Origin of the sequence: Paenibacillus cineris (assembly GCF_018333335.1) — a bacterium.
Lineage (GTDB): Bacteria > Bacillota > Bacilli > Paenibacillales > Paenibacillaceae > Paenibacillus_AQ > Paenibacillus_AQ favisporus.
This window is the reverse complement of the sequence record NZ_BORU01000001.1, coordinates 698,905-724,855: the sequence shown is the minus strand read 5'-3', so window position 1 is coordinate 724,855 and position 25,951 is coordinate 698,905. Positions and strand designations below refer to the sequence as shown.

Sequence of the window (25,951 nt, the reverse complement as noted above, 5' to 3'; positions counted from 1 at the left end):
GGTTGGTTTCCAGAGAAACATCAGAAAAGTGCGCCCGGGGCGCGCTTTTTATTTACGGATGAGCCGGTATACCAAGTCCTCTGAATCTCTTGAGCTTTTTGCGGATCGTCCATGAGTAGAGTCTTGTACTCCAGCATCTTGTTAAGGGTGTCCAGCATTTGATCGTATTCTTCCCTCTTACTTTCGATCTCCTTTTTCTTACCGCGAATCCAATCTATAATCTCCAGATTGGTACTCATATTGGTGTCGCATTCCTGCAAAGCTTCCTTCAGTTCGGCCAGCGAACAGCCGATGGACTGGAACTTCTTGATGAGCCCCAACCGCTCGACAGCCTCTTCAGAATAGTTTCGGTAATTGTTGCTTTCTCTCCGGACATGCCGATCATCCAACAAGCCTTCCTTTTCATAAAAGCGGATCGTATGGATCGTTAATCCCATCTTGTCCGCCAGTTCCTGAATTCTCATCATCATTTCTCCTTTGGACCGCTTGCCCTAGAGTTCGCTTCATAGTTTATGCTTAACACGATCAAACAGTCAACCTATGAAGGAGGATATCATCATGCATGTTTTTGTTACAGGAGCAACAGGGTTTGTCGGTTCTGCGGTCGTCCGGGAACTGATCGGCGCGGGGCATACCGTAACGGGTCTTTGTCGTTCTGAGGAGAAAGCTGCAGGATTAAAGGCGGCGGGAGCTGAAGCGCTGTACGGCACGCTGGACGATCTCGATACGCTAAGCAGCGCCGCCGCGGCAGCGGACGGTGTGATTCATCTGGCGTTCAGTTCACCCACCAACGATTTTTCCAACTTTGAAGGTGCGCTGGCTCTGGATTTGCGGGCTGTCCAAGCCATTGGAGCGGCGCTCGAAGGCTCCGGGAAGCCGTTCATTACCACAGGTCACCCTCATGAAAATGGGCATACCGTGGACGATGCAGTGCTCGCCATGGCAGAGCGGGGTATTCGGGCATCCATCGTCACGCTTGCACCGACCGTGCACGGCGAAGGAGATAGGGCATTCGTGCCGAAGCTGATCAACATCGCCCGGGAGAAGGGGTTCTCCGCCTACATCGGCGATGGAACGAACCGCTGGCCGGCGGTTCACCGCCTGGATGCGGCGGTTCTGTACCGACTGGCGCTGGAATCCGCCCCGACGGGCTCACAGATGGTTGCAGTCGGCGATGTAGGCATTCCGTTCCGCGAGATCGCCGAGGTCATCGGGCAGCAATTAAACGTGCCGACGGTCAGCATTACACCTGAAGAAGCTGCCGCCCATTTCGGCTTTCTTGGCCCCATTGCGGCATTCGACATCGCAGGCGTGTTCAACACTGCGCAGGCGAGTCAGGCAACACGGGAGCTTCTGGGCTGGAAACCGGTGCAGCCCGGACTAATCGCCAATCTCGAAGAAGGGCATTATTTTGCATAAAAAAGGAGGGTGTACCCAAAGTTAAGCTTATGAATTGGCTTCTCGGGGTCCCCTATAATGACTTCGACTTCACCGAAATGTTCTGTGGCTGGATGATTAGCGTCATAGCAGAAAAGCGCGCCTTGGGCGCGCTTTTCGCATAACCATAATCCCGTTTTAGCCGGTTACACCCTGGCCTGCGATCGGGAACCATCCTGGCGTATGGACGATTTTGTGCCATAACGGATCGGCAATTCCCAGTTTTTCTTGATCGTGTAACGTGATCTCGGTTCGGATTTCGTCTTCCCTGCCTTGCGTTACCTTTTCAACCCAATCGGGGTCGATAATCAGCTCACGTCCCAGGGCTATAAGCGGGACTCCCGATTGCAGCGCTCTTAGCGCCTCATCAGGTGTGCGGATCGATCCTACACCGATGACGGGAACTCTTTGCCCGGCGAGCTCATCAATCATCTCCATTCTGGAGCGATTGTCCTCTACTCCACGTCTAGGCTTAGACCAGAAGTCCATTAAAGAAACATGCAAATAATCCAGGTTTTTATTGGCGAGGGCATCCACCAGTTTTAGTGTATCCGCCATCGTAATGCCAGGCGTCATTTCTTCTTCCGGCGAAAACCGGTATCCTACGAGGAACGGCCGTTTAGCATGTTCAGCCACTGCTCTGTTCACTTCATCCACTACAGCAAGCGGAAACGCCATACGCTTGTCTAGATTTCCTCCCCAACGATCATCGCGCCGGTTGGTGTATGGCGAAAAAAATTGTTGGATCAAAAACCGGTTGGCCCCGTGAATCTCTACCCCGTCGAAACCCGCCTCGATTGCCCTCCGGGTGCTGGCGCCAAATGCCCGGATGATCTCTAAAATTTCCTGCTCTTCAAGCGCCCGGGGGATCACGCTCTGCCCTTCTTTTGCAATCGCGCTTGCGCTTACGATCTCACCGTTTGATAACGCCTCCGGCAGAGCTTCGCGTCCCCCATGAAAGATTTGCAAAATGGCTTTGGCCCCGCGTTTCTTCATCGCTGCAGCCAGACGCTGCAAGCTTGGGATCCGATCGTCATGGTCCGCCGCGATCTCCCCTCCGAATACCTTTCCGCTCGATGTGACGATCGCGCTTCCCGTGACCGCCATTCCAACACCGTTCGAACGGCTTTCATAATACGCGATGACATCATCCGATATCGTACCGTCTTGCCGGGAATAAGAAATCGTCATGGGCGCAAGAACGACTCTGTTCTTGACTTCGACGCCATTTTTGAAACGATAAGGTTCCATTATAGGCTGATATTTAGGGTTCATGTGCGTCTCCTCCTTCATATGTCAGGGATAGGTCTCCCTGTTAGAGCACATTGTAAAAGTTGGAGTCGAATCGAAGTCAAGGCCCCTTATGAAGAGCCGCCGTATGAATAAAAAGTAAGCTGACCCCGTTTGACTTGGAGCCGGCTCCAAGATATATAATGCAATTAAGTTTCCATTACAGGAGGTGCAGGATAGATGACCGAGCAAACGTTCACGATCAAGCAAACCGCGGAGCTAACTGGACTTTCCGAGGACACGATCCGTTATTATGAAAAAATCAAGCTGCTCCCTCCGCCGGACAGAAAGGACAACGGGCATCGCGTTTACCGCCGGAAGGATATCCATACGATCAAATTAATATCCTGCCTGAAAAAAACAGGAATTTCCCTGGAGGCCATGAGGCCGTTCCTGAAGGCATCCGGCAACCCTGATCCCGCCGAATATATTGAGCTGACCCAGACTTTAAAAAGCCACCGTGAACAGATCGTCGAGCAAATCTCCTCACTTCAGCAGCTCGTTGATTTCATTGACGTTAGACTGAAAGATGGGTACCCGAGCGGGGAATATTCGGATCAAAACCCGGAGGACGGTGCAAAGCCCATTTCCGTTGAGGAGATGAGCTATTTTCCACAGCTGCGAAAACGGGCAAACCGCCGAATCCGATGAAACAAGCAGCGCTGCTTCATGAAGTGCCGCAAACACGCTTGGTTCAAAAAACGGCAGCAGCCCAGGACCTTTTTCTGTCCTAGCTGCCGCCGTTTTTCGGTCTAAGTCCTGCCACACCGCCATGCTTGTTCCGATTAGCTTACGCTTAGCCGTTTGCCGGTTAAGGCAGACTGCCGGATCGTTTCCAGCAGCCGGTGCAGGCGGGCGGCTTCGTAAAAATCAGGGGCCTGAAACGTCCCTAGACGAATATCATCTGCCATGACCTGATGTGCCTTCATCACGTGATTCACGATGACTGAAGATTCTTCGGTCTCGTCGTACACCTTTTGAAACGCCTCCTGATCTCCGTAACCCTCAATATGTCCTGACGGATACAGCGCCTGCTCGACCACCAGTCCACCAAACTGGACATGACCTTGGGACTGAGGCTGGGAAATGCGGATGACCCCTTTCTCCCCTTGAACCTCCAATTCAAATTTCGGATAGGTTCCGCCTTGAATATGGATTGATACCGACGCGCCGTTTTCGAGCGTGCCATGAACCATAATCTGGTCGGCTGTATCTTTGGGTACCGTCTCCCCGGTTCCCAGTACCTTGGCCTCCGAATAATTGCTGTTCATGGTTGCGTATACTTCTTTCAGATCCCCCAGCACAAATCCAAACGCGTCGAGCGAGTGTCCCCCGTTAATCGCCAGCAGGGTCGCTCCATACTTCTCCTGAAGCAGATAAATGTTGTTCCGTTCCGTGTACCCTCCCTTACCCGGCGTAGACACCGACATGCTGGCGGATAACACCCGGCCGATGTCTCCTCGAGTGATGCGGTTTTTCGCATCCAGCAGCGCAGGCGACTGTCTGGCCTGGAGGCCAACGGCATGATGAATCCCCTGTTCCGAAGCAAGCTCCGCCAATTCCTCCGCCTCTTCTGGCGTGACGGTAAGCGGCCACTCGCTGTACACGTGTTTCCCCGCGGCGATGGCTTCCTTGATCATTTCGTAATGATGGGGAACCTTCACACTGACGACTACTAAATCCACATTCCCGGACTGCACCAGTTCACGATAGTCGTCGAAAGCATGGGCGACGCCCAGTGCATCCGCGCTTTCCCGGGCGGATGCCATATTCGAGGTGGCAATGGCTGTAATTTCATGACTTGCGCTCCGGGTCAAAGCCGGAATGTGAGTTTTGCTGGCCCACTGATTGTTTAACGAGCCTCCGATGATCCCGGTGCGTATTTTTTCATAACCCTTTATCTCCATTTCTCTTCTCCTCCTGGCTTTATGATTCTTTACGGTTCCAGTATACTGGGATTGGGATATCATGAATAATGCATGTTATCAATAGAGTCATCATCATTTTTGATACCTTGGAGGCCGATATGGATATCGATAATATGAAAGCCTTTGTCAGCGTTGCCGAGCTTAAAAGCCTGTCGGCCGCAGCCGTCAAACTGAACCATCTCCAGTCCAACATGACGGCCAAGATCAAAAAAATCGAAGCCCATTACGGACAGCAGCTTTTCATCCGGAGTGCCAAAGGCATGGAGCTGACGTCGGAGGGGCGGAAGCTCTACCGCCAATATAAAAAAATGCTTGTTTTATGGGAAGAAACCGAGCTGGATATGAGCTATAGGGAGATGAAGCTGCGGATCGGCACCATGCAGTCCGTCTTTGGCAAAGAGCTCACGGATGCACTGACCCGTTTATATGAAAATCACGCCGATCTGTCCGTCACGCTAAAGACCGGGACGACGCAGTCGATGGAGCACGAATTGCTCCAAGGAAACATCGATTTGGCCTTTACGATCGGCAGGACCGATTCGCCGCAGCTGAGTTACAAAAAACTGGGTACGGAGGAGATGGTGCTCATCGGCAAAAAGTTCGCCGGCGGACAAAGCCTGGAATGCGCCCTCCACGGGGAGAACTGGATCATTTTGACCCGGGACTGCCTGTACGCTGCGATTCTGGAGCGGCTTTACGCCGAGCTTGGCCTGGAAAAAGGAGAGAGCACCGAAGTGGGGATTCTGGACACCCTCCTTCAGCTGACCTCCCTTGGGATGGGCATCTCCTTGATTTCCAAAAACATCGTGATGCAGCACGGATTTTCGGCGTTTGCCCAGCTGCCCGAGCCGTTCCGCTATGTGGACAAATATTTGGTGACCCGAGCGGGATATGAGATGTCCCCGTTGGAAAAAAGCTTTGTGGAAACGAGCCATTTTTTATAAAGAAAGGCCTAATCGGTCTAAACTCATCGCAGACAGACTGCATTATCTAAAAAACCGGATCCCCTCTCATGCAGCTCTAGAGGAGACCCGGCTTTTGTTGTGCTTGCTAACGTCATTTATTCAGGCAAAGTAATAATGGAATCCGGTGCTTACAGCAGTCCCGAACCTTTAACCTGGTTGTAGAATTCCTGGAACTGCGGAATGTTGAACTGCTGGGCCGCGTCGGACAACGCCGTAGCCGGATCCGGATGAACCTCGACCATCACGCCGTCCGCGCCGGCGGCCAGAGCCGCTTTAGCACAAGGAGCCATGATGTCTTTGCGGCCGGTGGAATGGGTCACGTCGACCAGTACCGGCAGATGCGTTTCCTGCTTCAGAATCGGTACGGCCGAAATGTCGAGCGTGTTGCGGGTCGCTTTTTCGTACGTGCGGATGCCCCGCTCAATCAGCATGATCTGCGTGTTGCCCCGGGATAAAATGTACTCGGCCGCGTGCACGAATTCGTCGATGGTCGCTGCCAGCCCGCGCTTGAGCAGTATCGGTGTCCGGACGTCGCCAGCCGCCTTCAGCAGCTCGAAGTTCTGCATGTTTCTCGCCCCGATCTGGATGACGTCGATGTAATCGCACGCCAGCTCGATATGAGCCGGATCCACGATTTCGCTGATCGTCTTCAGCCCGAATTCGCTCGCCACTTCCTTCAGAATTTTCAGGCCTTCGATGCCAAGCCCCTGGAAATCATAAGGCGAAGTTCTCGGCTTGAAGGCGCCGCCGCGCATCACCGTGATGCCCGCTTCCTTCAAAGCGGCCGCCACGGTGCGGACCTGCTCATAGCTCTCAACCGAGCATGGCCCCGCGATCATGACCGGCTTGCCGCCGCCGATCGTCACATCGCCCAGCTGAATGACGGTATCCTCCGCCTTTTTCTTGCGGCTGACGAGCAGGTGCTTCTTATGATCGACCTGCTGCAGTGTCAGCGTCGCTTGAAAAACTTGCTTGAACAGATGCCGAACCGTCTCATGGTCGAACGGTCCTTCGTTGCTGGCCACGAGCTTCTCTAGCATTTCCTTTTCACGGACCGGATCAAACTTCGGCACGCCCTGTTTTTCCTTCTCTACACCAAGCTCCTGTGCGATCCGTGCCCGTTCGGACAGCAGCGACAGCAGCTGAAGATTCACCTCATCCAATTGATTGCGCAGTTCTTCCAAGCGCCCTTGACTCATCTCTCATCTCTCCTCACCTAGTGTTAAAAAAATATAAAATCAAACAAAAAAGACCCCTGTCCGCCAAGGGACGAGGAGTCGTGGTACCACCCTTATTAGACATGCACACGTGTTGGCTGCACATCTCACTTGAACCTTTTAACGCAAGGGAAACGGGTATTCCTACGTCCTGCATTCCTCATGCAGGGAATCAAAATACCGGCTCAGGAATGAACTTCGGCGGGCAGTGTCCCTCGGATGCTTCCAGTCTATCGGCATACCGTCCCTGGCAGGAGCTTTCTCCGCTTACTCTTTCCTTCACAGCTTGTGTCCTATGAATTAGCTCGAACTAAAATTTAAAAGCATTGTATTACATTCGGTGGAAGGGATGCAAGATCACAAGGTAACGCGTTAATGCAGTGAATTATTAGACTCACTCGAATCCATAAGTCCCCTTCCTTCGTATTTCCTTGTCCAAATCAAAGGAGAGGCAGCCGAATATCGGCGGTGCCTCCCCTGTCTTTACAGCCATAATAAAAGTCCAGGCTCGAGTTCAGCCGCACCGCAGCGGATGCCACCGGGTCATTTCTCGTCTGACGTGAATCACTCCGCAAAATATGCGGCCACGTGGTCCCTAAATTCGCACGCGGCGGCCGACAAATAGCGCTGCTCGCTCCATACGAGGTAATATTGGCGCCGGCACGCTTGATCGGACACGGGCACTAGAGTGACACCGGGTATTTCTTTATCTCCTTTTTTGCAGCCGGACAGCGCTACCCCGACGCCCGCGCGTACGAGGCTTAGGATCGCCGGCGGTTCGTCGACCCGGCAAATGTACCGGGGAGCCGCTCCGGCCTGCTCAAAGAAGCTGTCATTGATTTGCTGGAAGACAAAGTCCTCCCGATATCCGATAAAGGGCTCCGCCGCCGCTTCTTTCAAAGTAACCTGACGGCGGTCGGCAAGCGGATGCGCCGAGGGCACGGCCAAGTACAATTCCTCGCTCAGCACCGCCTTATAGGCATATCCCGCTTGATCCAGCGGCAGCGGCGTAAAGCCGAGATCGGCCTCACCCGAGGTAAGAAATTCGCTCATCTGCTCAATGGGAGCCTGGGAAATTTGAAAGTTCACTTCCGGATGAGCCGATATAAATTCGGTGATCGGCCCCGTCATCCGCTCCAGCGTCGCCGTGACCAGACGGATGCTGCCGCGCTCCAGCCCGGCAAGATCTGCCACCTCCCGCTTTCCTTCCTCCAGCAGGCGGAGCGCTTCCTCAGCTTTTGTCAGAAACGCCTTCCCATAGGAATTCAGCCGAATTCTACCCGCTTGCCTATCGAAAAGCGGAACGCCAATATCCTCCTCCAGCCGGGAAATCGTCTTGCTGAGCGCCGGCTGGGCGATCCGCAGCTCCTGCGACGCCTTCGTCATATGTTCCAGCCTGGCGACCGTCCTGAAATATTGAAGCTGCAGCAGCTCCATAGCTTTCCCTCCTTTTCCTATATACTTGAATATATAGAGTCATAATTAAATATATATTTCCGTTTATCGCAGCCTGATTATAAAATAACGTGAAAAGGAAATCAATGGGATCTACAATTCTGAATACGTCAAGGAGTGAGTCCAATGAAAGCCATAACGTTTAACCGCCTGGGGTCGCCCGATGTACTGCAGCTGACCGAGCTGCCCGTTCCGTCCGCCGGGCCGGGAACCGTCCTGGTACGCGTTCAAACGGCCGGCGTCATGCCAATCGACGCCAAGGTCCGCAGCGGAAGCGTTCCATACGCGCAGTCCCACCCGTTTCCGATCATCCCGGGCAATGAATTTGCCGGGATCATCGACGAGGTGGGGGACGGCGTCAGCGAATTCGCGCGCGGGGACGAAGTGATCGGCTTTACGATGTTTGGCGGATATGCCGAATATGTCGTCGTCAGCAGCGACCAATTGATCCGCAAACCGGCGGGCATGCCTTGGGAGACCGCCGGAGGTTTTACCGGCAACGGACAGGGCGCCCATATGGGACTGGAAGCGATCCGGATTCAGCCCGGGGATACCGTGCTGATCCATGGGGCGGCCGGCGGGCTGGGCACCTTTGCCGTGCAGCTCGCGCTGGCCTGGGGCGCCGGCAGGGTGATCGGCACGGCCAGCGAGGCCAATCACGATCATCTCCAGCGTTTGGGCGCCATCCCGCTCGGCTACGGGGATGGGCTTGCCGCCCGCGTACGCGCCATCGCTCCCGCTGGAGTGGACGCCGCCTTGCATGCCGGCGGCGGGGATGACCTCGCCCTGCAGGCATCCGTGGACCTGGTCCAGGACCTCAGCCGAATTGTAGCGATGGTCCCCAGTGTTCGGGCCCAAACACTCAGCATCCGGCAGCTGACCGGCACGCGCAGCAAAGAACGCCTTGCCGAGCTTGTCCGCATCTACAACGAAGGAAAGGTCGACATCCATATCCGCAAAGTGCTGCCGCTGAATCAGGCCCGGGAAGCCCACCGGGAGATCGAATCCGGCCATGGCCGCGGAAAGATCGTCCTCTCGGTCTAATTTACCTTCGAAATCAAAAAGGGTGCCATCAATCATTGGATTGATGGCACCCTTTTTCGCTGCGGAATGTTTGGAAGCATAATAGGTTTGTTCCAATGGGCTTTCATCAAGACATCACGGCATCAAGACACCGTCGGCGACTCCTTGCGGAAGCCGGTCTCGTCCGGCTTGCCCTGCTTCACGTCACGGCGCTTTGCACCAATGATCCAGCGCGAGCCCGGCAGATGCGACAGCGTGTAGCTGATGCCAAGCGAAGCGAGCACAGTCAGGCTGAAGGTCAGGAGCGTAAAAGACACGTGGCTGCCGGCCAGATCCATCGGACGCGTAAAAAAGGCAATCACGTAAATGATCAGGGCGTGCACAAGATAGCCGCCGAATGAATATCGGCCGATCCAGGTCAGCAGCCGCAGGAAAGCCTGGCTCCGCCCCTGCATCATGATGAGCAGCCCGTACAGCAGGAGCATCTGCGCGACGATGATGACAAAGGTCGATGGCCGCAGGTAAGTGGATATATTTAAATTCACGACCTCGCCCGACCCCTGCAGCACGTCATAGCCCAGCTTGATGTACATCGCCAGGAACAGGAGTCCGGTCCAAGGCAGCAGCCGGGTGCACCACTTCCGCCAGTTGGAGACGGATGCCGCGCATACCGCACCGGCCACAAAATAAAAACCGTACATCACAAACGAATAGCTGCGGTACTGCAGCAAAACCGACCAGGGTCCGCCAAGCCCTTCGGCCCAGCTCCCCATCTGGTAATAGGAGAGATACAGCAGAGCGGCGTAGATCATAAAAGAACCGCCCAGGATCGCGGACAGCACCCCTGCCCGCTTCTTCGCCTCCATAGGACCGATCACGCGCCGCGCCGCCCGGAACGCCCAGGCAAACAGCGGAAACAGCAGGTAGAACTGAAAGATCATCAGGATAAACCACAGCTGGTATCCCGTCTGAGGAACGAACATCTCTTTCAGCAGCGCTCCCCAGTCCTGTCCTCCTTTTTGCCAGAAGGATGGGGTAAATACGTGGACATACAGCCAATAAATCACCGTCCAGCACAGGAAAGGGACATACACATCCCCGAACCGTTTGCGGATAAACGGACCGTACCGAAACCGTTCACCATAGTTGTAGAACAGCAGCACGGCGGACAAAAATACAAAGGTCGGCGTTCCGAAACGGGTCAGGTGGTAGATCATCGTCAGCATGGTGGAATCCGCGGCCACAATGTCGGGCCTGTAGATGTACTCGGCAATGGAATGCTGCATCACGATCGCCAGAAAGGCGAGGCCACGCAGCTGCGTCCATTCTTCGATTCGCGGTTTGCCCATGAGCATGAGGTCCTCCTTCTTCTTGGTCAGGGCCAGTATACCCGGTCAATATTAAATGAACCTTAAAGCAGGCGGACTTAACAGATTTTAATTCATCCAAAAGTTCATTCTTTTTGCCCCGTACAGGTTCATGATTCTCCAGGTTCTAATAACCTCCCAATACATACAAAAAAACCGGGAAGTCCATCTTCTGGACGTTCCCGGCACGAAGCGCCGTGTATAACGAAAAATGCCTGTCAAATGGCAAAGAAAGGATCCGCCGCCTGTTCGAAGCACCGATCAGGCTCCCTTGATGGCTGCACGCTCGGCAGCGGCGCTGCCGCGGCTGGCGGACAAGGATCGGGTCGCTGCGCTAACGATCAGGGAAACCACGATGTTGGCGAGCAGCGCCACGATCCGGTTCTACCGCCGTTATTCGATCTCGACGATGATCTCCACCTCGACCGGCGTATCAAACGGCAGCTCGTTTGTCCCGATCGCGGAGCGCGCATGTTTACCCTTCTCCCCGAACACTTCGATCAGCAGATCCGACGCCCCGTTCAGCACGTAAGGCTGATCTTTAAATCCCGGAGCGCTTTGTATGAAGCCGAGCATCTTCACTACTTTCTTCACCCGGTCCAAGCTGCCCAGATGGGCCTGCAGCGACGATAAAATGTTCACGATGCACCGGCGCGCCGCCTCTTGCCCCTGTTCGATCGTCAGCTCTTCTCCAAGCTTGCCTTTTAGAATCAGCTCCCCGTTCTTGCGGCAATCATGGCCCGAAGTGTACAGCAGATTTCCTACCTGGTTTACGGGAACGTACGAGAATTTCGGCTCGCCAACCGGCTCCAGCTCGATGTTCAGTTCTTTCAATCTCTCTTGAATGCTCATCATCATTCCTCCTGTAATGGTTGTTGTTGAAGCAGCCGCATGGCGAGCTGCATGTATACCTTGGCTGCGTCCGTGATCTGACGGACAGGAACCCGCTCATCCTTAACATGGGCTTGGTCCAGCGATCCTGGTCCGAATATAACCGTCGGTATGCCCAAGTCAACGGACAGAAACGGCGCCTCGCAGGTCGCTTCGAAAATGCCGATGGCGGACGGGTTCCCGAGAACATGACCCGTGACCTCCACCAGCGCCTGCACAAGCTGATGGTCCTGCGGAATGGTCGACGCCGGTATAAACAAGTAGTCGTCCACTTCGTAGGCGACTTCACCAGTTCCGGCACTTAAGCCTTCGCCTGAGCTTGTGCCTGCAGCTGCATTTAGCGCCTCCTTCAGCTGCTCCAGCACCTGCGCCGCCGTCTCGCCGGGGATAACCCGGCGGTCGACCTCGATCTCGCAGTGCTGCGGCACGATGTTCGGCGCCGTCCCGCCCTTGATCTGCGTGACGTTCAGCGTCGCGTATCCGAGGAGCGGATCGGCGCTCTCTTTGAGGCGGCTTCGAAGCGGCTCCAGCGCCGAGATGAGCGCCGCCATCTTCGGAATGGCGTTGTCGGGCTTCAGCACCTTTGCCGCATGGCCAGCGACGCCCGCCGTGCGGATCCGGTAGCGGCCGACGCCTTTATGGGCGGTGCAGATACCGAGATCGGTCGGCTCGCCGATGACGGCGTAATCGGCGTGCACGCCGCTGCGCAAAAAGTGGCGCATGCCGACATTCTCCCGCTCTTCGTCCACGTTGAAGAGCAGGATCAGCTCCCCGGCGAACGGGCAGCCGCGCCGGTGCAGCAGGATGGCCGCGTACAGCATGGCCGCGACGCCCGACTTCATATCGGCCGCACCCCGGCCGATCAACTCACCGCCCCGGACGACGGCGGCAAACGGGTCCTCGCTCCAGCCTTCCCCGGCCGGGACAACGTCGAGATGGCCGTTGTACAGGAGCGCCGGCCCTTCGGCCGTGCCCTTCAACCGGGCGACCACATTCGGCCGCTGCGGCGCGGCCCACTGCAGCTCGGCTTCGATCCCCTCGTCCCGGAGGAGCTGCAAGACGTACCGGGCGGCCTCCTCTTCGCGTCCCGGCGGATTTTCGCTCGGGATGCGGATCAGTCCGCAGACGATATCCAGCAGCTCCTGCTCGTGAAATGAATCAAGGTCCTTCCCCATGAATCCCAGCCTCCTCCCTGTAGCGCTTAGCTGTTCTTGCCCCTTGCGTCGATCCGGATCTTCTCGACCGGAACTCCTCTGCGGAAGCCGACGATGTCATCGCACAGATTCGGAAGGACGCAGGCATGGTTCGGGATAATCGTCAGGTGCTGGCCGATGTGAAGCGATACGGAAGCCGGATCATAGCTGAGGAACCCATGCTCTTCATTCAGCTTGAAAATTTCGATGTCGGGATGCTCCACAATGTATCCGAAACCTTTAGAGAACGGCATCGTATCCGTGGTGAGCGTTTTGGATCCCGCGTCGATGATCGCCCGGCCCGGAGCCGGTACGCTGACGACCGTCGTGATCACTCGCAGCGCGCAATCGTCCACCGTGATCATGCCCATCGACAATTGGCCCACGTCGTGGAATATGTAATTTCCGGCGCGGATCTCGGTTACCCCCTCCAGCTCCCCTGCGAACTTGGACGACAGCGACGAACCGCCGCTGACGACCGGAACGTCGATCCCCGCTTCCCTCAGCAGATCGGCGGTATTCTTCAGGGTAGCCGCCTCTTGTCGTGCCGTGCTGCGGATCTCTTCCCGGCTCTCTTCACCGTAAATCTGCCCCGCGTAGGACAGCAGTCCGGTGATTTCGATTCCCGGCAGGCTTTGGATCCGCTGCGCAAATTGCAGCGTGTCCTCCCCCGGCTGCCGGCCGCAGCGCCCGATGCCTCCGTCAACCTCGATGTAGAGCGGTATGCGGCGGCCGAGACGCTCACCCACCTCCGACACGGCCGTGGCGCCTTCCACGCTGTCGGCGACTGTCGTTACTTTCACCTTCTGCGCCAGCTGATACAGCCGCTCCTTCTTGTCTTCGCCAATGATGGGAAACGCGATCAAAATATCGTCGATCCCCGCTTCAGCCATCACTTCCGCTTCCCCCAGCTTGGCGCAGGTGATGCCGGTGCTTCCGGCCTCCAGCTGCTTGCGGGCAAAATAAACCGACTTGTGGGATTTGATGTGGGGACGGTGCCGGATTCCGGCCTTTCTCGCTTCCTCCGCCATGCTGTGGATGTTGCGTTCGGCAATGTCCAAATCGACGATGACGGCAGGCGTTGATACGGTTTGAACCATCTTGCTCCCTCCTTAAATGACACAGATCTGGGTCATGGGTATGCCCTTGTGATAGGCTCGCTGAGACAATCAAACTCCAAACCAACAAAAAAATAATTAGGTCAAAAAAATATTTTTTTTGATTGTTCACATTATGAATCCCTTCGCTGCGCATTGTCAATATAATTTCTATGATTCAGCACAAGTTTGAATACGCTTTCAACTCATGACAAAGAAAAGCCCGAAATAAAGGCCTACTCTTATGCAGCAGCGTTTCCACTTATGTTCACGCGATTGCGCGGACTCCTTCTGCCCTTGTCTGTCGCTTTGCTGTTCCATCCGGGCCTTGGCCCGGGCAACGCTTCCTTGTTATACCCTGTTTTTCGGCATGCCTTTGTCCTGGTTTGCCCGAATTTCGTCGAGATAGTTATACAGCGTAAACTTGGAAATATCGAGGAACTGGCATACTTTATCTCCCGCCTTTTTCACGAGAAAAGCGCCGCGCATATCCAGAAACTGCACCGCCTTCACCTTGTCATCCTTGCTCATATGCGAGACCGGCTTGCCGATTTCCTTCTGGCATTCCTGCAGCAGGTAATCAAGCAGATCGTTCACGTCGTTGACGAATACCTCTTTCACTTCCTGATCGAGGCTGTGCATCGTCAGCGAGCGGATCGTATTCTCCGCCACGAGCAGATCGGATATATCCAGGTTCATGCAGAGCGCTCCGATCGTCTCACCCTTGCTGTTCTTGAAGTAGGTTGAGGAGGAACGCAATATTTTGCCGTCCTTCGTCTGGGTGATGTAGTTGTAGCGGTCTCCCTCCGTCACGGTTCCGCGCAGCACCTCCAGCCCGAGATTGCTGCCGCAGTCCCCGACCTTCCGCCCGGTAATGTGGCCGTTCTCGATCGCCACGATCGTGCTTTCGTACCCTTGCGTCAAATCGTGAAGCACCACTTCGCATTTCTCCCCAAACTGGGCGGCGATGGCCCGGATAACAGGCAGCAGCACATTCAGCTCTTCCTTGATATGTTCCATAGATCCCACTCTCTTTAATCTGTCATCTAAAAATATTTTTGAATATCAAAAAAACTTTCATATACGTCTAGTTTCTTCAAAATCGTTCCTTTTGTCAAGGCATGACGGCAGATCCGCGGCAGGACTATACGAAAAATGATAAAAACAGAAGAAGCAGCACCTATTGCTGCTTCTTCTGGATTCGGATCTTAAATGCGGAGCCCGAACTGGTTCCCAACCGCATAAAATACGTTCGTCTCCGGCTGTACTCATAACCTCGGCCCCATACCTTATTGAATGGTCATTACCTGTCCGGCTGTCATTGCAGTTAGCTCCTCCGGGGTGCAAGAAAATACCGCCTTCGGATGACCGGCCGCCGCCCAAATCGTGCCGAATTTCAACAAGTCTTCATCAATAATCGTCGTGATTCTCTCCTGGTGACCAATCGGCGCTACACCACCGATGACAAAGCCGGTGTGTTCCCGCACGAAATCTGCGTCCGCCTTCTTCAGCTTGACGTTAAGCGAGGAGGAAACAAGCTTTTCATTGACACGGTTTACGCCGCTTGCTACAACAAGTACAGGTTCATTGGAACCGCTCAGACGGAAAATAATGGACTTCGCAATTTGTGCCACTTCGCAGCCAATCGCCGCCGCGGCTTCTTCCGCCGTGCGAGTGCTGTCCGGCAGTTCCACCACCCGATGGTCGTAGCCCATGTCACGGAGACGGCTCTGCACCCGCTCGGCACTCTCTTTTAATGCCATGATATATGCCTCCTTTTACTCGCTTGCACCCTGCACAGCCGCCTGCGGCTCGCCCGGTGCGTCCAGTACGGCGGCGTTGATGCCGTTGAGGAACGCCAGCGCGCTCGCCTTGATAATGTCGGTATCCATCGCCCGTCCCGAATAAGTTTTGCCCTGATATTCCAGCCGGATGTTGACGCGGCCGATCGCCTCTTTGCCCCGGGACAGGCTGTTGATTTTATAATCCCTCAGCTGCACGTCAAGTCCGACCAAGGCCTTGATCGCGCTGTACAGCGCATCGATCGGTCCGTCCCCGACTTTGCTGTCGGTATAGCTTTCGCCGCCTTTTTTCAGCTGGACGGTCGCCGTCGGCACGAGGTCGTTGGTCACGACCTGGAAGGATTCCAGCTCATACAGATGGCTGGTGCCCTGATCGATCTTGCGGTGCTCGGTCACCAGGTAGAATACGTCATGATCGTACACTTCCTTTTTGGCGTCGGCCAGCTGCAGAAATTTCGCAAACAGCTCCTCAAAATCGTTTGGATTGCTCGTGTCGAAGCCGATCTTTTCTACCGCATTTCTGAACGCATGCCGTCCGGAACGCGCGGTCAGGATCAATTCCATGCTCTCAGCTCCGACTTCCTCCGGCGACATGATTTCGTACACGTTTTTATCTTTCAGCAGTCCATCCTGATGAATGCCGGACGAGTGGGCAAACGCGTTTTCGCCCGTAATCGCCTTGTTGACCTGCACATCCAGGCCTGTCAAATGCGTCAGCAGCCGGGAGGTGCGCAGTATTTCCTTCAGCTGGATCTGGGTATGGCAGTTAAAATAGTTCTCCCGCACCTTCAGCCCCATCACCACTTCCTCGAGCGAGGTGTTGCCGGCGCGTTCACCAAGCCCGTTGATGGTGCACTCCACCTTCTCGGCCCCGTTCTTGATGGCGGCCAGTGTGTTTGCCGTGGCCAGCCCCAGGTCGTTATGGCAGTGCACGCTCAGGACGACCTTGTCGTTCAGGTTTTTCAGCCGGTCGTTGATTTTGCGGATCAGCTCGCCGAACTCTTCCGGAACGGCATAGCCTACCGTGTCTGGAACGTTGATGATCGTCGCGCCGGCTTTGACCACCGCTTCGATCGTCTGCCACAGGTACTCGAATTCCGACCGGGACGCATCCTCCGTGGAATATTGCACTTCTGGCAGCAGCGTCTTCGCAAATTTGACCGCATCCACACCCATCTGCATGACGGCGTCCTTCGAGCGGCTGAACTTTTTCTCCACATGGATGTTGGACGTGCCCAGCACGATATGGATAAACGGATTTTGTGCCAGCTTGATGCTTTCATACACGCTTTCGATGTCGCTCTTCACTGCGCGGGCGAGCGCGGTTACAGAGACGCTGTCCCCCACGGTTCTGACGATTTCCTGCACGGCTTGAAAATCCCCCGCCGACGACGCAGGGAAGCCCGCCTCGATGATATCTACATTGAGGCGCTTCAGCTGCTGCGCGAATTCAACCTTCTGCTGCGTGTTGAGCTTGGCGCCAGGCACCTGCTCTCCGTCGCGTAACGTCGTGTCCAATACGATAATTTTGCGGTTCATCTGCTATTCCTCCCAAATGAGTGTAGTTCATATATATTTAAAAGGGGTGCCGGCCAAACCCGGAATTTGGCCAACAAAAAAACCCCGTCTCTACGCTAGAGACGAGGTTTAACCCGCGGTACCACTCTAATTCATTTTCAGCAATGCAAAAATGATCTTCTTCGATGGCAATCACCATCTATCCCTGTAACGGTGGAACTCCGGCAGACCCTACATTGTCAGGTGGCGGTTCATAGACGAGTTCGAAATGATCGACCATACCGCTTCGCACCACCCAGCGGCTCTCTGAAAAGTCACTTCACTTCTACTATTTCTAATCGAAACCTTTATGATGTATGAAATTGTTAATTATATTATGGCATCCATTTGCTTTTGTCAACCCTGGATTTTCCATAAAGTTGAAGCCGGGAGGTCAAGCAGAACGGAGATGTTCCATCAGCTTCCGGAGCCAGTTGGCGTCATTCGACAGGGCGTGGTAGGCATGCTCGCTAATAAAAAGGGCCGAATCCCGGTACCTGTCCGGAACCTCGGAAAAGCCGGGCCGCTCCTCGATCAGCCGGATTTTTTTCTCCAGCCGGGCGATGGACTCTTCGATGATGTAAGCCAGCTTATGCTTATCCACTTTATCCAGAAACAACAGGGATGAATACAGGCTCGTGATGCTCGTGAAATTTTGAAATACCGCGTAAATTTCCTCTTCCAGCGCCTTGCGGCCCTCGTCGGTAATGCCATATGTCGTTTTCTCCGGACGGTTTTCGGATTGGACGACTTTGATTTTGCGGATGTAGCCCTTTTTCAGCAGGACCTCAAAATTGTAATACAGCGTCCCGTCGTTAATTGTGATCGTATTTTCCAGAGGTTTGAACACCTGTTTCTTGATGTCGTACGGATGGTGCTCCCCCTCGCTGAGCAAGCCGAGAATAAAGATCTGAAGCGACATTGCGATCCTCCTCATCATATGAAAAAAGGGCCGACAGGACCTTTTCCTGTCAGCCCATCCGATCTTATTTTACATGAATTGCGGTTCCGCTGCAGGCTCCTTTCCCGCCTTGGCCGATTTGACCGGCTTAAACTGGTGAATGAACAGGTTGATGACGAGCGCACCCGCACCTACCAGGGCCAAACCGAGGACGTATTCCGCCGTTTTCCCGCCTCCAAAAAGCAGGTTGTAATCCAGATGAATGGTGTAGAACATCGGCGAAATGTGGCTGAATGCTTTGAAGAATCCCGGCATCATCTCCGGCGGCAGCACAGCTCCGCCCGCAATCGTCTGCGACAGCAGCAGCGGCAGATTCAGCATCATGCCGGCCTGGCCGAGCAGCAGCACGCAAATGCTGGTGAACTCGATGGCGACGAGCATTTCCAGGGAGTGCACCATCCACATCTTCAGGAACGTCTCCACCCCGTAGTTGTGGAAGCCGAAGTAGATAGCCAAACCGACCAGCGGTGCGATGACGGACAGCACCACATGGACGCCCTGCAGAGACAGGAACGCTCTCCATTTGCCAATTTTGGCTTTCAGCTGGTTCAGCGCGCCCGAGCTGATCATCGAATAAATCATCGCACCTACGTAGGACGCCATCGTCAGGAACATCGGTGCCATCTGATTATGCATGCCGGCAGGCGGTGTGTTCGTGGACACGATATTCGGCGTCACCTTTGACATCACGCCTTCAACCATCTGCTTGGATTGATCCGCGGGCACCTTCATGCCCTGCAGCATGGCCTCAAAGCTCTGCGTCTGAATCTGCGTGCTCATCTTGGAGGAAACCTGTGTCGCAATGCTCTGCATCGTGCTGTTGACCGACGCCGGATTCGATTCGTTGATGAAAAAGTCCAGCTTCACCTGTTCGCCCTGGGCGGCCAGCTTCTGCGTAAAATCCTGCGGGATATGCATGATGAACTGAATGTCGCGATTATCCAAGTCCTTCTGCGCCTGCTCAAGCGATTCGTCCGTGACGACATGCAGCGGCAGCTGCTTCTGCAGCTGCTCTACAAATTGTGCGCCCGACTGCTGGTCTTCATTCACGATCGCCATCGTCAAGCGGTCCACGTTTTTCGGAAGCGCGCTGTAACCGGACATGAAGATTCCGATCATGATGATTTGATAAAAAATCATCATGAAAATGCCGCCGAGGACGGCTTTATTTTTAAAATATGCTTTCAAACTCCACTCCACCTTTTTTTACTTTGTTTTATATACTTTAATTAGAGTAATAAATTTAAAGGTGGTTGTCAAATCGAGGCGCGGGTGACTGGAGCTAAGGGGCTAAACGCCTGTTATCTTCACCCTTGAACCGCATCCGTATGGTAGAATATGTAATCATATTACTTGTGGGTCAGGTGAAAAGAATGAATGCGGATATTAAGGTAAGGTTGGCATCAGAATCCGATGCAGAGGAACTCTCGAGGTTAAATCAAGCATTTAACGGAGGTGACAAGCGGCCTCCCCAACAAATCATGGAGAGCTTGAAGATCAACAACGAATTGATTGCCGTGGCGGAAATAAGGGGCAGACTCGTTGGTTTTGGTTGTGCCCAAAGTTTTCATTCATTTTGTTACGAAGAGCCGCAGGGAGAAATTACGGAACTGTATGTTGAAGAAGCCGCACGAAGGAGAGGAATTGCGGGTGCAATCATTTCATGTCTGGAAGACAATCTTAGGAAAAGCGGCGTAAAAAGCGTAAAATTGTTGACTGGCAAGAGGAATGACGCTGCCATTAAAACGTATGAACACTGCAATTATGTTAGAGACGATGAGCTGCTGTTGACGAAAAAAATAGGAGACTGACGATGTATTCAACAAAGACCGCCGTGGAAAAGGCGATCTTTTATCTAAGCCTGTGGAGGACGCCCCTCCACGGCTTAGCCAAAGAACAGGTCGAGAATATTCGATCCCGTCGACGACTGCTTATTGTAAAATTCGGAATAGCCGCAATTTTCGCAATAGACGACGACAAATTGGTTGTGCTGGATATCAAACATTTTGGACAGGCCTGTGCCGGTCATGGCCACCTCTTTCGTTTTGGCGTTGCGGCTGCCGCATTTCACGCATCCCTGTTGTTCATTCATCTCTTATTACCTCCATATTCGCGTTCGCGTTTTGTATCCTAATACGGTTCGTGTATCGCATGGTTGCAAACCGTTACTCTTCCGAATACTTCCCCAGCCCTTATATTGGTATAATTCCTCCAAGGCGACGTTGTAATTCAGCGCTTTGTAAAAGCACCACCTCCTATACTGCCCAAATATTTTTTTATAGGATGATATAAAAACCGAACCTTTTTTCCATCGAGCGACAATATAGGGTGTAAGCTGCTTACCCAGGAGGGCCCTCTGAATGCAAAACGAATCCATGTACCACGTGCTCACAAAAATGATCGAAGGAGATCAGCAGGCGTTTCATACCTTGTATGATGCCACCTATCGGGACGTCTACCGGACCGTCTCTTTTCTGGTGGATCATCCGCAGGATCGCGAAGATATCATGAATGAGATTTACATGCAAATGTGGACCTCGCTTCCCAATTATGATCCGGATCGTCCTTTCCACTTCTGGCTGCACGGCTTGGTCATCCGCCAAGTGCAGAGATTCCGGATGAAAAGCTGGAGGAGATTCCGAATATTCGAACGCGTCCGCGTCTTTTCCCGGGAAGAGCATCACTGGGATCAGCCCGCGGTGACGACGGATGGGACAGACCCCGAGATATCAAAAGCCATGCACAAGCTGACCGATAAACAGCGAACGGTGATCATTCTCCGCTTTTACCACGACTATACGCTGGAGGAGATTGCAACATTACTCGATATTCCGCTGGGAACCGTCAAGTCCAGATATCATGCGGGCCTGCAGTCGCTTCGAAAACACTTGGGAAACCTCCCCCTGGAAAGGATGGAAAAGAACAATGCCTATTGAAAGCCAAATCCGCGAATACCTGACCCGAGAGGCAGAGACCATGGAATGCCCCCCGGCTGTTTCCAAACGAATCGAGCAATCCTATTCTCAATACGTACAACGACAAAGGAGCAAAAAAACGATGAAAAAAAGATGGATCGGCGGCATCGTTGCTGCCGCAATTATGATTCCAACCGCGGCATTCGCGGCCCCTCCCCTGATTGAAATGGCGACGAGAACACCGATGACGGCTGAACAAGTCAAGGTGGATGTGGTTGGCCAGGCAGCGCTTGACAAGCTGTATCGCTCTTACCCGGAAACCAAGTCGTTTGAAATTGTCGACGCCAGCCAGCTTGGAGGAAATCCCGCGAATGCAAGTCAGGGGAAAGCTATCCAAACCAGTATCGAGCTGCAGGAAAAGGGAGATCACGGCAAAAAGATCCGGCTTGATCTGAACGGGATTACGGGTGAAATCGAACATGTAAACCAAGAAAACTGGCAGCCTCAAGACAAGCCGGTCATCTCCTTAACCGATCAAGAAATCAAGTCGAAGGTCGATGATCTCATTAACAAACTGTACGGCAGCACCGGTAAGTACGAATACAGTATGGAGCCGATGCAGAATTCGGACTCAAAAACGTTGATATTGAACTATACGGAAAAGGGATCGACAACGCCGTTCTATCAGGCATTGGTTCAAGGGAATACGATCAGCGTTTCGCTGATCGGAGGCGGCCCTGCCGCAACCGTGGAAGGCTTCTTCACTACAAACGGCAAGCCTGACTATACTGCGGATGCCTTTTTAAACGATGAAAAGCTCTTTGCTTTACTTCACATGAGCCCAGCAGAATTGAAACAAGAATTGGCAAAAGGTGCATCTGTCGCCGAGATCGCAGCATCCAAAAAGATCTCCAAGCAACAAGTCATAGACGTCATCGCAAGTACTCAGGCTAAAAAACAATTCCAGGCCGATTCGCATGGAGGAGCTTCCGATGACAAGCGTGCGCTGGAACAATTGAAACAAATGGTTGAACCCAAAGTATCGCAAGTGATTGAACATAAAACGGAAACGCCTTGGTAGAAAGATCAGTACAGGCGCCAGAAATGGCGCCTGTTTTTATTTAGGGTACCCCCATAGAACTGATCGTCTCAAAAAGAGAACCATCCATTTTCTTAAAAACCTAAAATTTTGAGGAAAAGACCTATAAATCTTGTAGGTTTTTGACCCGGTTTGTTTGTTAAAATGGAAAGGAGCACCTATTGCAGCATCCATCCAACCACTGATTAAGGAGGAAACGAGATGACTCAGCCTGTGACGCAGCGCGAGCCTTTGGTCACCCACATTTATACCGCTGACCCTTCGGCTCACGTGTTTGAAGGCAAATTGTATATTTACCCTTCCCACGACCTGGACCATGAGCACACGTCCAACGATAACGGGGACCAGTACGACATGGAGGACTACCACATCCTGTCTATGGACGATGCGAACTCCCCATGCCAGGACCACGGCGAGGCGCTGCATCTCCGCGATATCCCTTGGGCCAAGCAGCAGCTCTGGGCTCCGGATGCGGCTTATAAGAACAACACGTACTACCTCTTCTTTCCGGCACGGGATCACGACAACATTTTCCGGATCGGCGTAGCTACCAGCTCCTCTCCCGCGGGACCGTTCACTCCGCAGCCGGAATATATTCCGGGCAGCTTCAGCATTGACCCGGCCGTTCTTATGGATGATGACGGAAGCGCTTTTATATACTTCGGCGGGTTGTGGGGCGGCCAGCTGGAAAAATGGCAGACGGGCACCTTTGATCCGAATGCAGAAGGCCCGGCGGCCGACGAACCGGCGCTGGGGCCAAGAGTGGCTGAGCTGAGCGACGACCTGCTCACCTTCAAGGACGCGCCACGCGAAATCTCCATTCTTGATGAGAACGGCCAGCCGATTTTGGCAGGGGACGAGGAACGGAGATATTTTGAAGGACCGTGGGTACATAAGCATAACGGACTGTATTATCTGTCCTACTCGACCGGCACGACCCATAACATCGTATACGCTGTGAGCGAGAACCCGCAGGGACCTTTTACGTACAAAGGAAAAATCCTGACGCCGGTCATCGGCTGGACGACTCACCACTCGATCGTGCAGTTCCAGGATAAATGGTACTTGTTCTATCACGACAGCTCCCTCTCGGGCGGCGCGGACAACAAACGCTGCGTCAAATTCACCGAGCTGACGATCCACGAGGACGGTACGATCGAAACGATCGATCCGTACGGGAAGTAATTGCATGTGACACGCTCGAGGCAAAATGAAAAGGCTTACCTCCACCAAATGGAGATAAGCCTTTTTGGGTTTGCAGTGCCGTACAGGGCAGCTCCACATATGGCGCTCCCAAAAGGTTAGCAAAGGTCCAAGTAACGTGAAAGCAGACATTTCAATCCCTTCAATTCCTCATAGAATGCGGAAGGGCGATGCTTAAGTTTGTGGGCACAAAAAAACCGACTCCCTTGGGAATCGGTCATCATTCTTATTTACGCTTCATTGCACTATGCTTGAATGAAGTAATCACATAACGAATGCTCACTCTTAATTTGCCGTAGCCGATTAGCTGCCGTTTCCGTCCATTGGACAATCAACTACAGCTCACCACGCTTCACCGATTCGATTAATTCTTCTGTGGAGTACAATTTGCCCTCCACCAGATCCGTCTCCGATGCTTCGATCATATGGCGGATTTCAGGATCAGAATCCAGCTCATCTACAGGACTGTGGACCTCATATTCCAGGCCATCTATACGAATAAATTCTTTGTGATCTTTCAAATACGATTCAATGACCGTACCGTCAGGAGCTTTTAGACTAAAATTCATCCTTCCAACCTCCTTTTGCCTTTCCTGATCTGAAACAACCTTACCCTGAAATTATAACATATCTCCTATCCCTGACTCATTAACAAAAAAATAACCTAAACTTACTTTCTTGGTAGTTTACTAGCAGTAGCTTCTGCTTCTTATTCGAATACAGCAAATAACAGATTATGATGATCGATAAGCTGAACAAAATGGTCATTTAGCTTAGCTTCACTTCTTTAGCAACCATCATTGCCAATCATTATGCGTTTCAATCTGCAGACTCTTGCCCTTGGCTAACGGTAGGCCCACCATTTCCGTTCGGGACTTACACCCTATATATAACGCCTTTGTTTGGCACTCATTGAAAAGGCTTACCTCCACCAATTGGAGATAAGCCTTTTGGTCTGCTGTACCGTCAGGGTTTAAGCTGTCCCTTCGGCAAAATTCCGAATCGCGTCCATATAGGACGAGGCCGGGTATTCTTGTTTCGCGTGTTCGTATCCCGGGTTGCCTTCGGACCACGCACAAGTGAGCTCCAGCTTGGTCTGGTCCCCCACCGGCGTCAATTGATAAGTCATATCACAAAATACAGATTCATGCTGTTCATTGTATGCCGGAGCGGGATGCTGTTCATACGAAAATACGCGGTTCGGCTCGTACTGCTTCACGAATCCGTACACATGAAGTGTCCGGTCCCCATCCGGCCCCGGTCCCCGGAATTCGACACGGGCTCCCGGCTCAAAGGTCGATTCGATGCTGGACCCGAACAACGTGGCGCGTGTACCTTCCGATGTGGCAATGGCCGCCCACACCCGCTCGGGCGGAGCTGCGATCAAGACTTCGTACGTCAAGCTGCTGCTTGATGGATTGACTGCCATTTCATTCACCTTCCATTGCTTGATAGGAACTGGTGTTGCTGGATCGTTTCATCCATTTTTTCACTTTAGCATGCAGGCTGGTTGAAGCCAATCTATTTTTTTGCTTAAACGAAACGCATGTTCACTCATCCATCTTAAGCAGCAGCTTCCCGCGCGTGGATCCGGTCTCCAGAAGACGAAGCGCTTCATTGGCTTCATGTGCCGGGTAAATCCCGAAGATGTCGGCATGGACTTCTCCTTTGGCCAGCATTTGCAGCGCTTCATTGGCCCTTTGGCCTGCCCTCTCGGGGTTAGCATCGCTGTATGTACCAAGCTGAAATCCGGCGACGGACAGATTTTTAAACCACAGCTCTTGGGTCGATTGCAGTGTATCCGGCTCCCCGCCGGCGTTGCCAAGCACAACGAGCTGACCAAATGGCTTCATCACGTCAAGACTCGCCCTTCTCATGGCTCCACCTACAGGATCCAGTACGGCATCAACGCCTTGGCCGCCGGTAGCCCTCATCGTCTCTTCGACGAATCCGGAGCGGATACATAATTCATCGTACCCAAGGGAGGAGGCAAGGCTCTTTTTACTTTCCGATCCAACCGTGCCCAACACCAAGCCGGCACCCAGCCGGCGGGCGACCTGGCCAAGGAAACATCCCAGCCCTCCGGCGGCGGCATGGACCAGCAGGCTTCCGCCTGTCTGCAGGCGAATCACGTCTTTCATCACGATCAGAGCCGTAGTCAAATTGACGATGGAAGCGGCAGCCACTGCCAGATCCAGAGTGGAATCGAGCTCTGCAATCCGTACGGTCAGTTCGGGTCTGACGGATACCACCGTAGCAAATCCCCCAATCTCAGACAGCGTCATCGCCGCAACCGGCTCGCCTACACGGAAGCCCTTGACGCCTTCGCCTATCTCCCGCACATAGCCGGCAACCTCTAAACCGGGAACATAAGGCGGCTGAACGTGGTCAAATTCCCCTCTGGCCAGCATCACATCCACGAAGCCTACACCGGCATACGCGACGTCGATGGTCAATCTGCCCGGTGCTGCAGACAGAGTCTTTACTTCTTTCAGGCGAAGGGCTTGCGCCTCCCCCGGTTGTTCTACGATTAGAGCTTTCATCAGAATTA

General features: G+C 53.5%; 26 protein-coding genes and 1 other annotated feature. Of the genes, 8 read left to right on the top strand and 18 right to left on the bottom strand.

All coding sequences use genetic code 11. The annotated features are described in order from the left end of the window. Window positions 1–20: 20 nt before the first annotated feature. A complete protein-coding gene (locus KI379_RS03755; protein ID WP_240913246.1) occupies window positions 21–464 on the bottom strand; it encodes a MerR family transcriptional regulator in 444 nt (147 codons plus the stop codon). A 94-nt stretch (window positions 465–558) separates the two neighbouring features. Between KI379_RS03755 and KI379_RS03750 the strand changes: the two genes are divergently transcribed. Then, on the top strand, window positions 559–1,419 hold the full coding sequence (locus KI379_RS03750; RefSeq protein ID WP_212982814.1) for an SDR family oxidoreductase: 861 nt from the start codon (window positions 559–561) through the stop codon (window positions 1,417–1,419). A 156-nt stretch (window positions 1,420–1,575) separates the two neighbouring features. Here the strand turns inward: KI379_RS03750 and KI379_RS03745 are convergent, their stop codons facing one another. Further along, a complete protein-coding gene (locus KI379_RS03745) occupies window positions 1,576–2,712 on the bottom strand; it encodes an NADH-dependent flavin oxidoreductase (protein ID WP_212982813.1) in 1,137 nt (378 codons plus the stop codon). A 195-nt stretch (window positions 2,713–2,907) separates the two neighbouring features. Between KI379_RS03745 and KI379_RS03740 the strand changes: the two genes are divergently transcribed. Next, complete coding sequence (locus KI379_RS03740; protein ID WP_212982812.1) at window positions 2,908–3,378, top strand: MerR family transcriptional regulator; 471 nt, start codon at window positions 2,908–2,910, stop codon at window positions 3,376–3,378. 134 nt (window positions 3,379–3,512) lie between these two features. Here the strand turns inward: KI379_RS03740 and KI379_RS03735 are convergent, their stop codons facing one another. Continuing rightward, window positions 3,513–4,634 (bottom strand): Gfo/Idh/MocA family protein, encoded by a 1,122-nt coding sequence (locus KI379_RS03735; protein WP_212982811.1) that lies wholly within the window; start codon window positions 4,632–4,634, stop codon window positions 3,513–3,515. Between the two features lie 119 nt (window positions 4,635–4,753). On the opposite strand from KI379_RS03735, the gene KI379_RS03730 reads away from it, so the two are divergent. Next, window positions 4,754–5,599: a LysR family transcriptional regulator gene (locus tag KI379_RS03730; RefSeq protein ID WP_200631839.1), complete on the top strand. Its 846-nt coding sequence runs from the start codon at window positions 4,754–4,756 to the stop codon at window positions 5,597–5,599. Between the two features lie 149 nt (window positions 5,600–5,748). On the opposite strand, the gene KI379_RS03725 is transcribed toward KI379_RS03730, so the two are convergent. Both KI379_RS03725 and KI379_RS03720 read right to left on the bottom strand, forming a co-directional pair. Then, entirely contained in the window at window positions 5,749–6,819 is a 1,071-nt protein-coding gene (locus tag KI379_RS03725) for a bifunctional 3-deoxy-7-phosphoheptulonate synthase/chorismate mutase (RefSeq protein WP_089545861.1), read from the bottom strand. A gap of 582 nt (window positions 6,820–7,401) precedes the next feature. Next, a complete protein-coding gene (locus KI379_RS03720; RefSeq protein WP_212982810.1) occupies window positions 7,402–8,274 on the bottom strand; it encodes a LysR family transcriptional regulator in 873 nt (290 codons plus the stop codon). A gap of 144 nt (window positions 8,275–8,418) precedes the next feature. Between KI379_RS03720 and KI379_RS03715 the strand changes: the two genes are divergently transcribed. Next, window positions 8,419–9,336 (top strand): NADP-dependent oxidoreductase, encoded by a 918-nt coding sequence (locus KI379_RS03715; RefSeq protein ID WP_212982809.1) that lies wholly within the window; start codon window positions 8,419–8,421, stop codon window positions 9,334–9,336. A gap of 122 nt (window positions 9,337–9,458) precedes the next feature. Here the strand turns inward: KI379_RS03715 and KI379_RS03710 are convergent, their stop codons facing one another. The 9 genes from KI379_RS03710 to KI379_RS03670 all read right to left on the bottom strand — a co-directional run bounded on the left by KI379_RS03710 (window position 9,459) and on the right by KI379_RS03670 (window position 19,371). Beyond that, window positions 9,459–10,664, bottom strand: coding sequence for an acyltransferase (locus KI379_RS03710; protein WP_212982808.1), 1,206 nt, complete (start codon window positions 10,662–10,664; stop codon window positions 9,459–9,461). 411 nt (window positions 10,665–11,075) lie between these two features. Then, the gene (locus KI379_RS03705) at window positions 11,076–11,537 is read right to left on the bottom strand and encodes a RidA family protein (RefSeq protein ID WP_076170412.1); all 462 of its coding nucleotides are present in this window, start codon (window positions 11,535–11,537) and stop codon (window positions 11,076–11,078) included. After that, complete coding sequence (locus KI379_RS03700; RefSeq protein WP_212982807.1) at window positions 11,537–12,748, bottom strand: M20 family metallopeptidase; 1,212 nt, start codon at window positions 12,746–12,748, stop codon at window positions 11,537–11,539. Before KI379_RS03700 ends, KI379_RS03705 begins: the two co-directional genes overlap by 1 nt. 26 nt (window positions 12,749–12,774) lie before the next feature. Further along, the gene (locus tag KI379_RS03695) at window positions 12,775–13,866 is read right to left on the bottom strand and encodes an alanine racemase (RefSeq protein ID WP_212982806.1); all 1,092 of its coding nucleotides are present in this window, start codon (window positions 13,864–13,866) and stop codon (window positions 12,775–12,777) included. 348 nt (window positions 13,867–14,214) lie between these two features. Beyond that, on the bottom strand, window positions 14,215–14,883 hold the full coding sequence (locus tag KI379_RS03690; RefSeq protein WP_076170415.1) for a helix-turn-helix transcriptional regulator: 669 nt from the start codon (window positions 14,881–14,883) through the stop codon (window positions 14,215–14,217). Window positions 14,884–15,152: 269 nt separating this feature from the next. After that, window positions 15,153–15,626 carry a YbaK/EbsC family protein gene (locus KI379_RS03685; RefSeq protein ID WP_212982805.1) on the bottom strand — a complete coding sequence of 158 codons (474 nt, stop codon included), beginning with the start codon at window positions 15,624–15,626 and terminating at the stop codon, window positions 15,153–15,155. Between the two features lie 15 nt (window positions 15,627–15,641). Then, window positions 15,642–17,204: a 2-isopropylmalate synthase gene (locus KI379_RS03680; RefSeq protein ID WP_076170417.1), complete on the bottom strand. Its 1,563-nt coding sequence runs from the start codon at window positions 17,202–17,204 to the stop codon at window positions 15,642–15,644. Between the two features lie 94 nt (window positions 17,205–17,298). Then, window positions 17,299–17,534: a binding site (T-box leader), on the bottom strand. Window positions 17,535–17,616: 82 nt separating this feature from the next. After that, window positions 17,617–18,144 (bottom strand): PadR family transcriptional regulator, encoded by a 528-nt coding sequence (locus KI379_RS03675; RefSeq protein WP_212969985.1) that lies wholly within the window; start codon window positions 18,142–18,144, stop codon window positions 17,617–17,619. A 69-nt stretch (window positions 18,145–18,213) separates the two neighbouring features. Continuing rightward, the gene (locus tag KI379_RS03670; RefSeq protein ID WP_212982804.1) at window positions 18,214–19,371 is read right to left on the bottom strand and encodes a YhgE/Pip domain-containing protein; all 1,158 of its coding nucleotides are present in this window, start codon (window positions 19,369–19,371) and stop codon (window positions 18,214–18,216) included. 185 nt (window positions 19,372–19,556) lie between these two features. Between KI379_RS03670 and KI379_RS03665 the strand changes: the two genes are divergently transcribed. Next, window positions 19,557–19,994 (top strand): GNAT family N-acetyltransferase, encoded by a 438-nt coding sequence (locus tag KI379_RS03665; RefSeq protein WP_212982803.1) that lies wholly within the window; start codon window positions 19,557–19,559, stop codon window positions 19,992–19,994. A 74-nt stretch (window positions 19,995–20,068) separates the two neighbouring features. On the opposite strand, the gene KI379_RS03660 is transcribed toward KI379_RS03665, so the two are convergent. After that, on the bottom strand, window positions 20,069–20,275 hold the full coding sequence (locus tag KI379_RS03660) for a zinc ribbon domain-containing protein (RefSeq protein WP_089545849.1): 207 nt from the start codon (window positions 20,273–20,275) through the stop codon (window positions 20,069–20,071). Window positions 20,276–20,543: 268 nt separating this feature from the next. Here KI379_RS03660 and KI379_RS03655 point away from each other — a divergent pair, with 268 nt between their 5' ends. The 3 genes from KI379_RS03655 to KI379_RS03645 all read left to right on the top strand — a co-directional run bounded on the left by KI379_RS03655 (window position 20,544) and on the right by KI379_RS03645 (window position 23,382). Then, on the top strand, window positions 20,544–21,119 hold the full coding sequence (locus KI379_RS03655; protein WP_089545848.1) for a sigma-70 family RNA polymerase sigma factor: 576 nt from the start codon (window positions 20,544–20,546) through the stop codon (window positions 21,117–21,119). Then, on the top strand, window positions 21,109–22,179 hold the full coding sequence (locus tag KI379_RS03650; protein WP_212982802.1) for a hypothetical protein: 1,071 nt from the start codon (window positions 21,109–21,111) through the stop codon (window positions 22,177–22,179). Before KI379_RS03655 ends, KI379_RS03650 begins: the two co-directional genes overlap by 11 nt. Before the next feature lie 219 nt (window positions 22,180–22,398). Continuing rightward, window positions 22,399–23,382 (top strand): glycoside hydrolase family 43 protein, encoded by a 984-nt coding sequence (locus KI379_RS03645; RefSeq protein ID WP_076170421.1) that lies wholly within the window; start codon window positions 22,399–22,401, stop codon window positions 23,380–23,382. A gap of 353 nt (window positions 23,383–23,735) precedes the next feature. Here KI379_RS03645 and KI379_RS03640 read toward each other — a convergent pair whose 3' ends face one another. From KI379_RS03640 to KI379_RS03630, 3 genes are all read right to left on the bottom strand, one after another. Continuing rightward, the gene (locus KI379_RS03640) at window positions 23,736–23,969 is read right to left on the bottom strand and encodes a hypothetical protein (protein ID WP_076170422.1); all 234 of its coding nucleotides are present in this window, start codon (window positions 23,967–23,969) and stop codon (window positions 23,736–23,738) included. Between the two features lie 404 nt (window positions 23,970–24,373). Further along, complete coding sequence (locus KI379_RS03635) at window positions 24,374–24,829, bottom strand: SRPBCC domain-containing protein (RefSeq protein WP_089545846.1); 456 nt, start codon at window positions 24,827–24,829, stop codon at window positions 24,374–24,376. Window positions 24,830–24,950: 121 nt separating this feature from the next. Next, on the bottom strand, window positions 24,951–25,943 hold the full coding sequence (locus KI379_RS03630; protein WP_212982801.1) for a quinone oxidoreductase family protein: 993 nt from the start codon (window positions 25,941–25,943) through the stop codon (window positions 24,951–24,953). Between the last annotated feature and the right edge of the window lie 8 nt (window positions 25,944–25,951).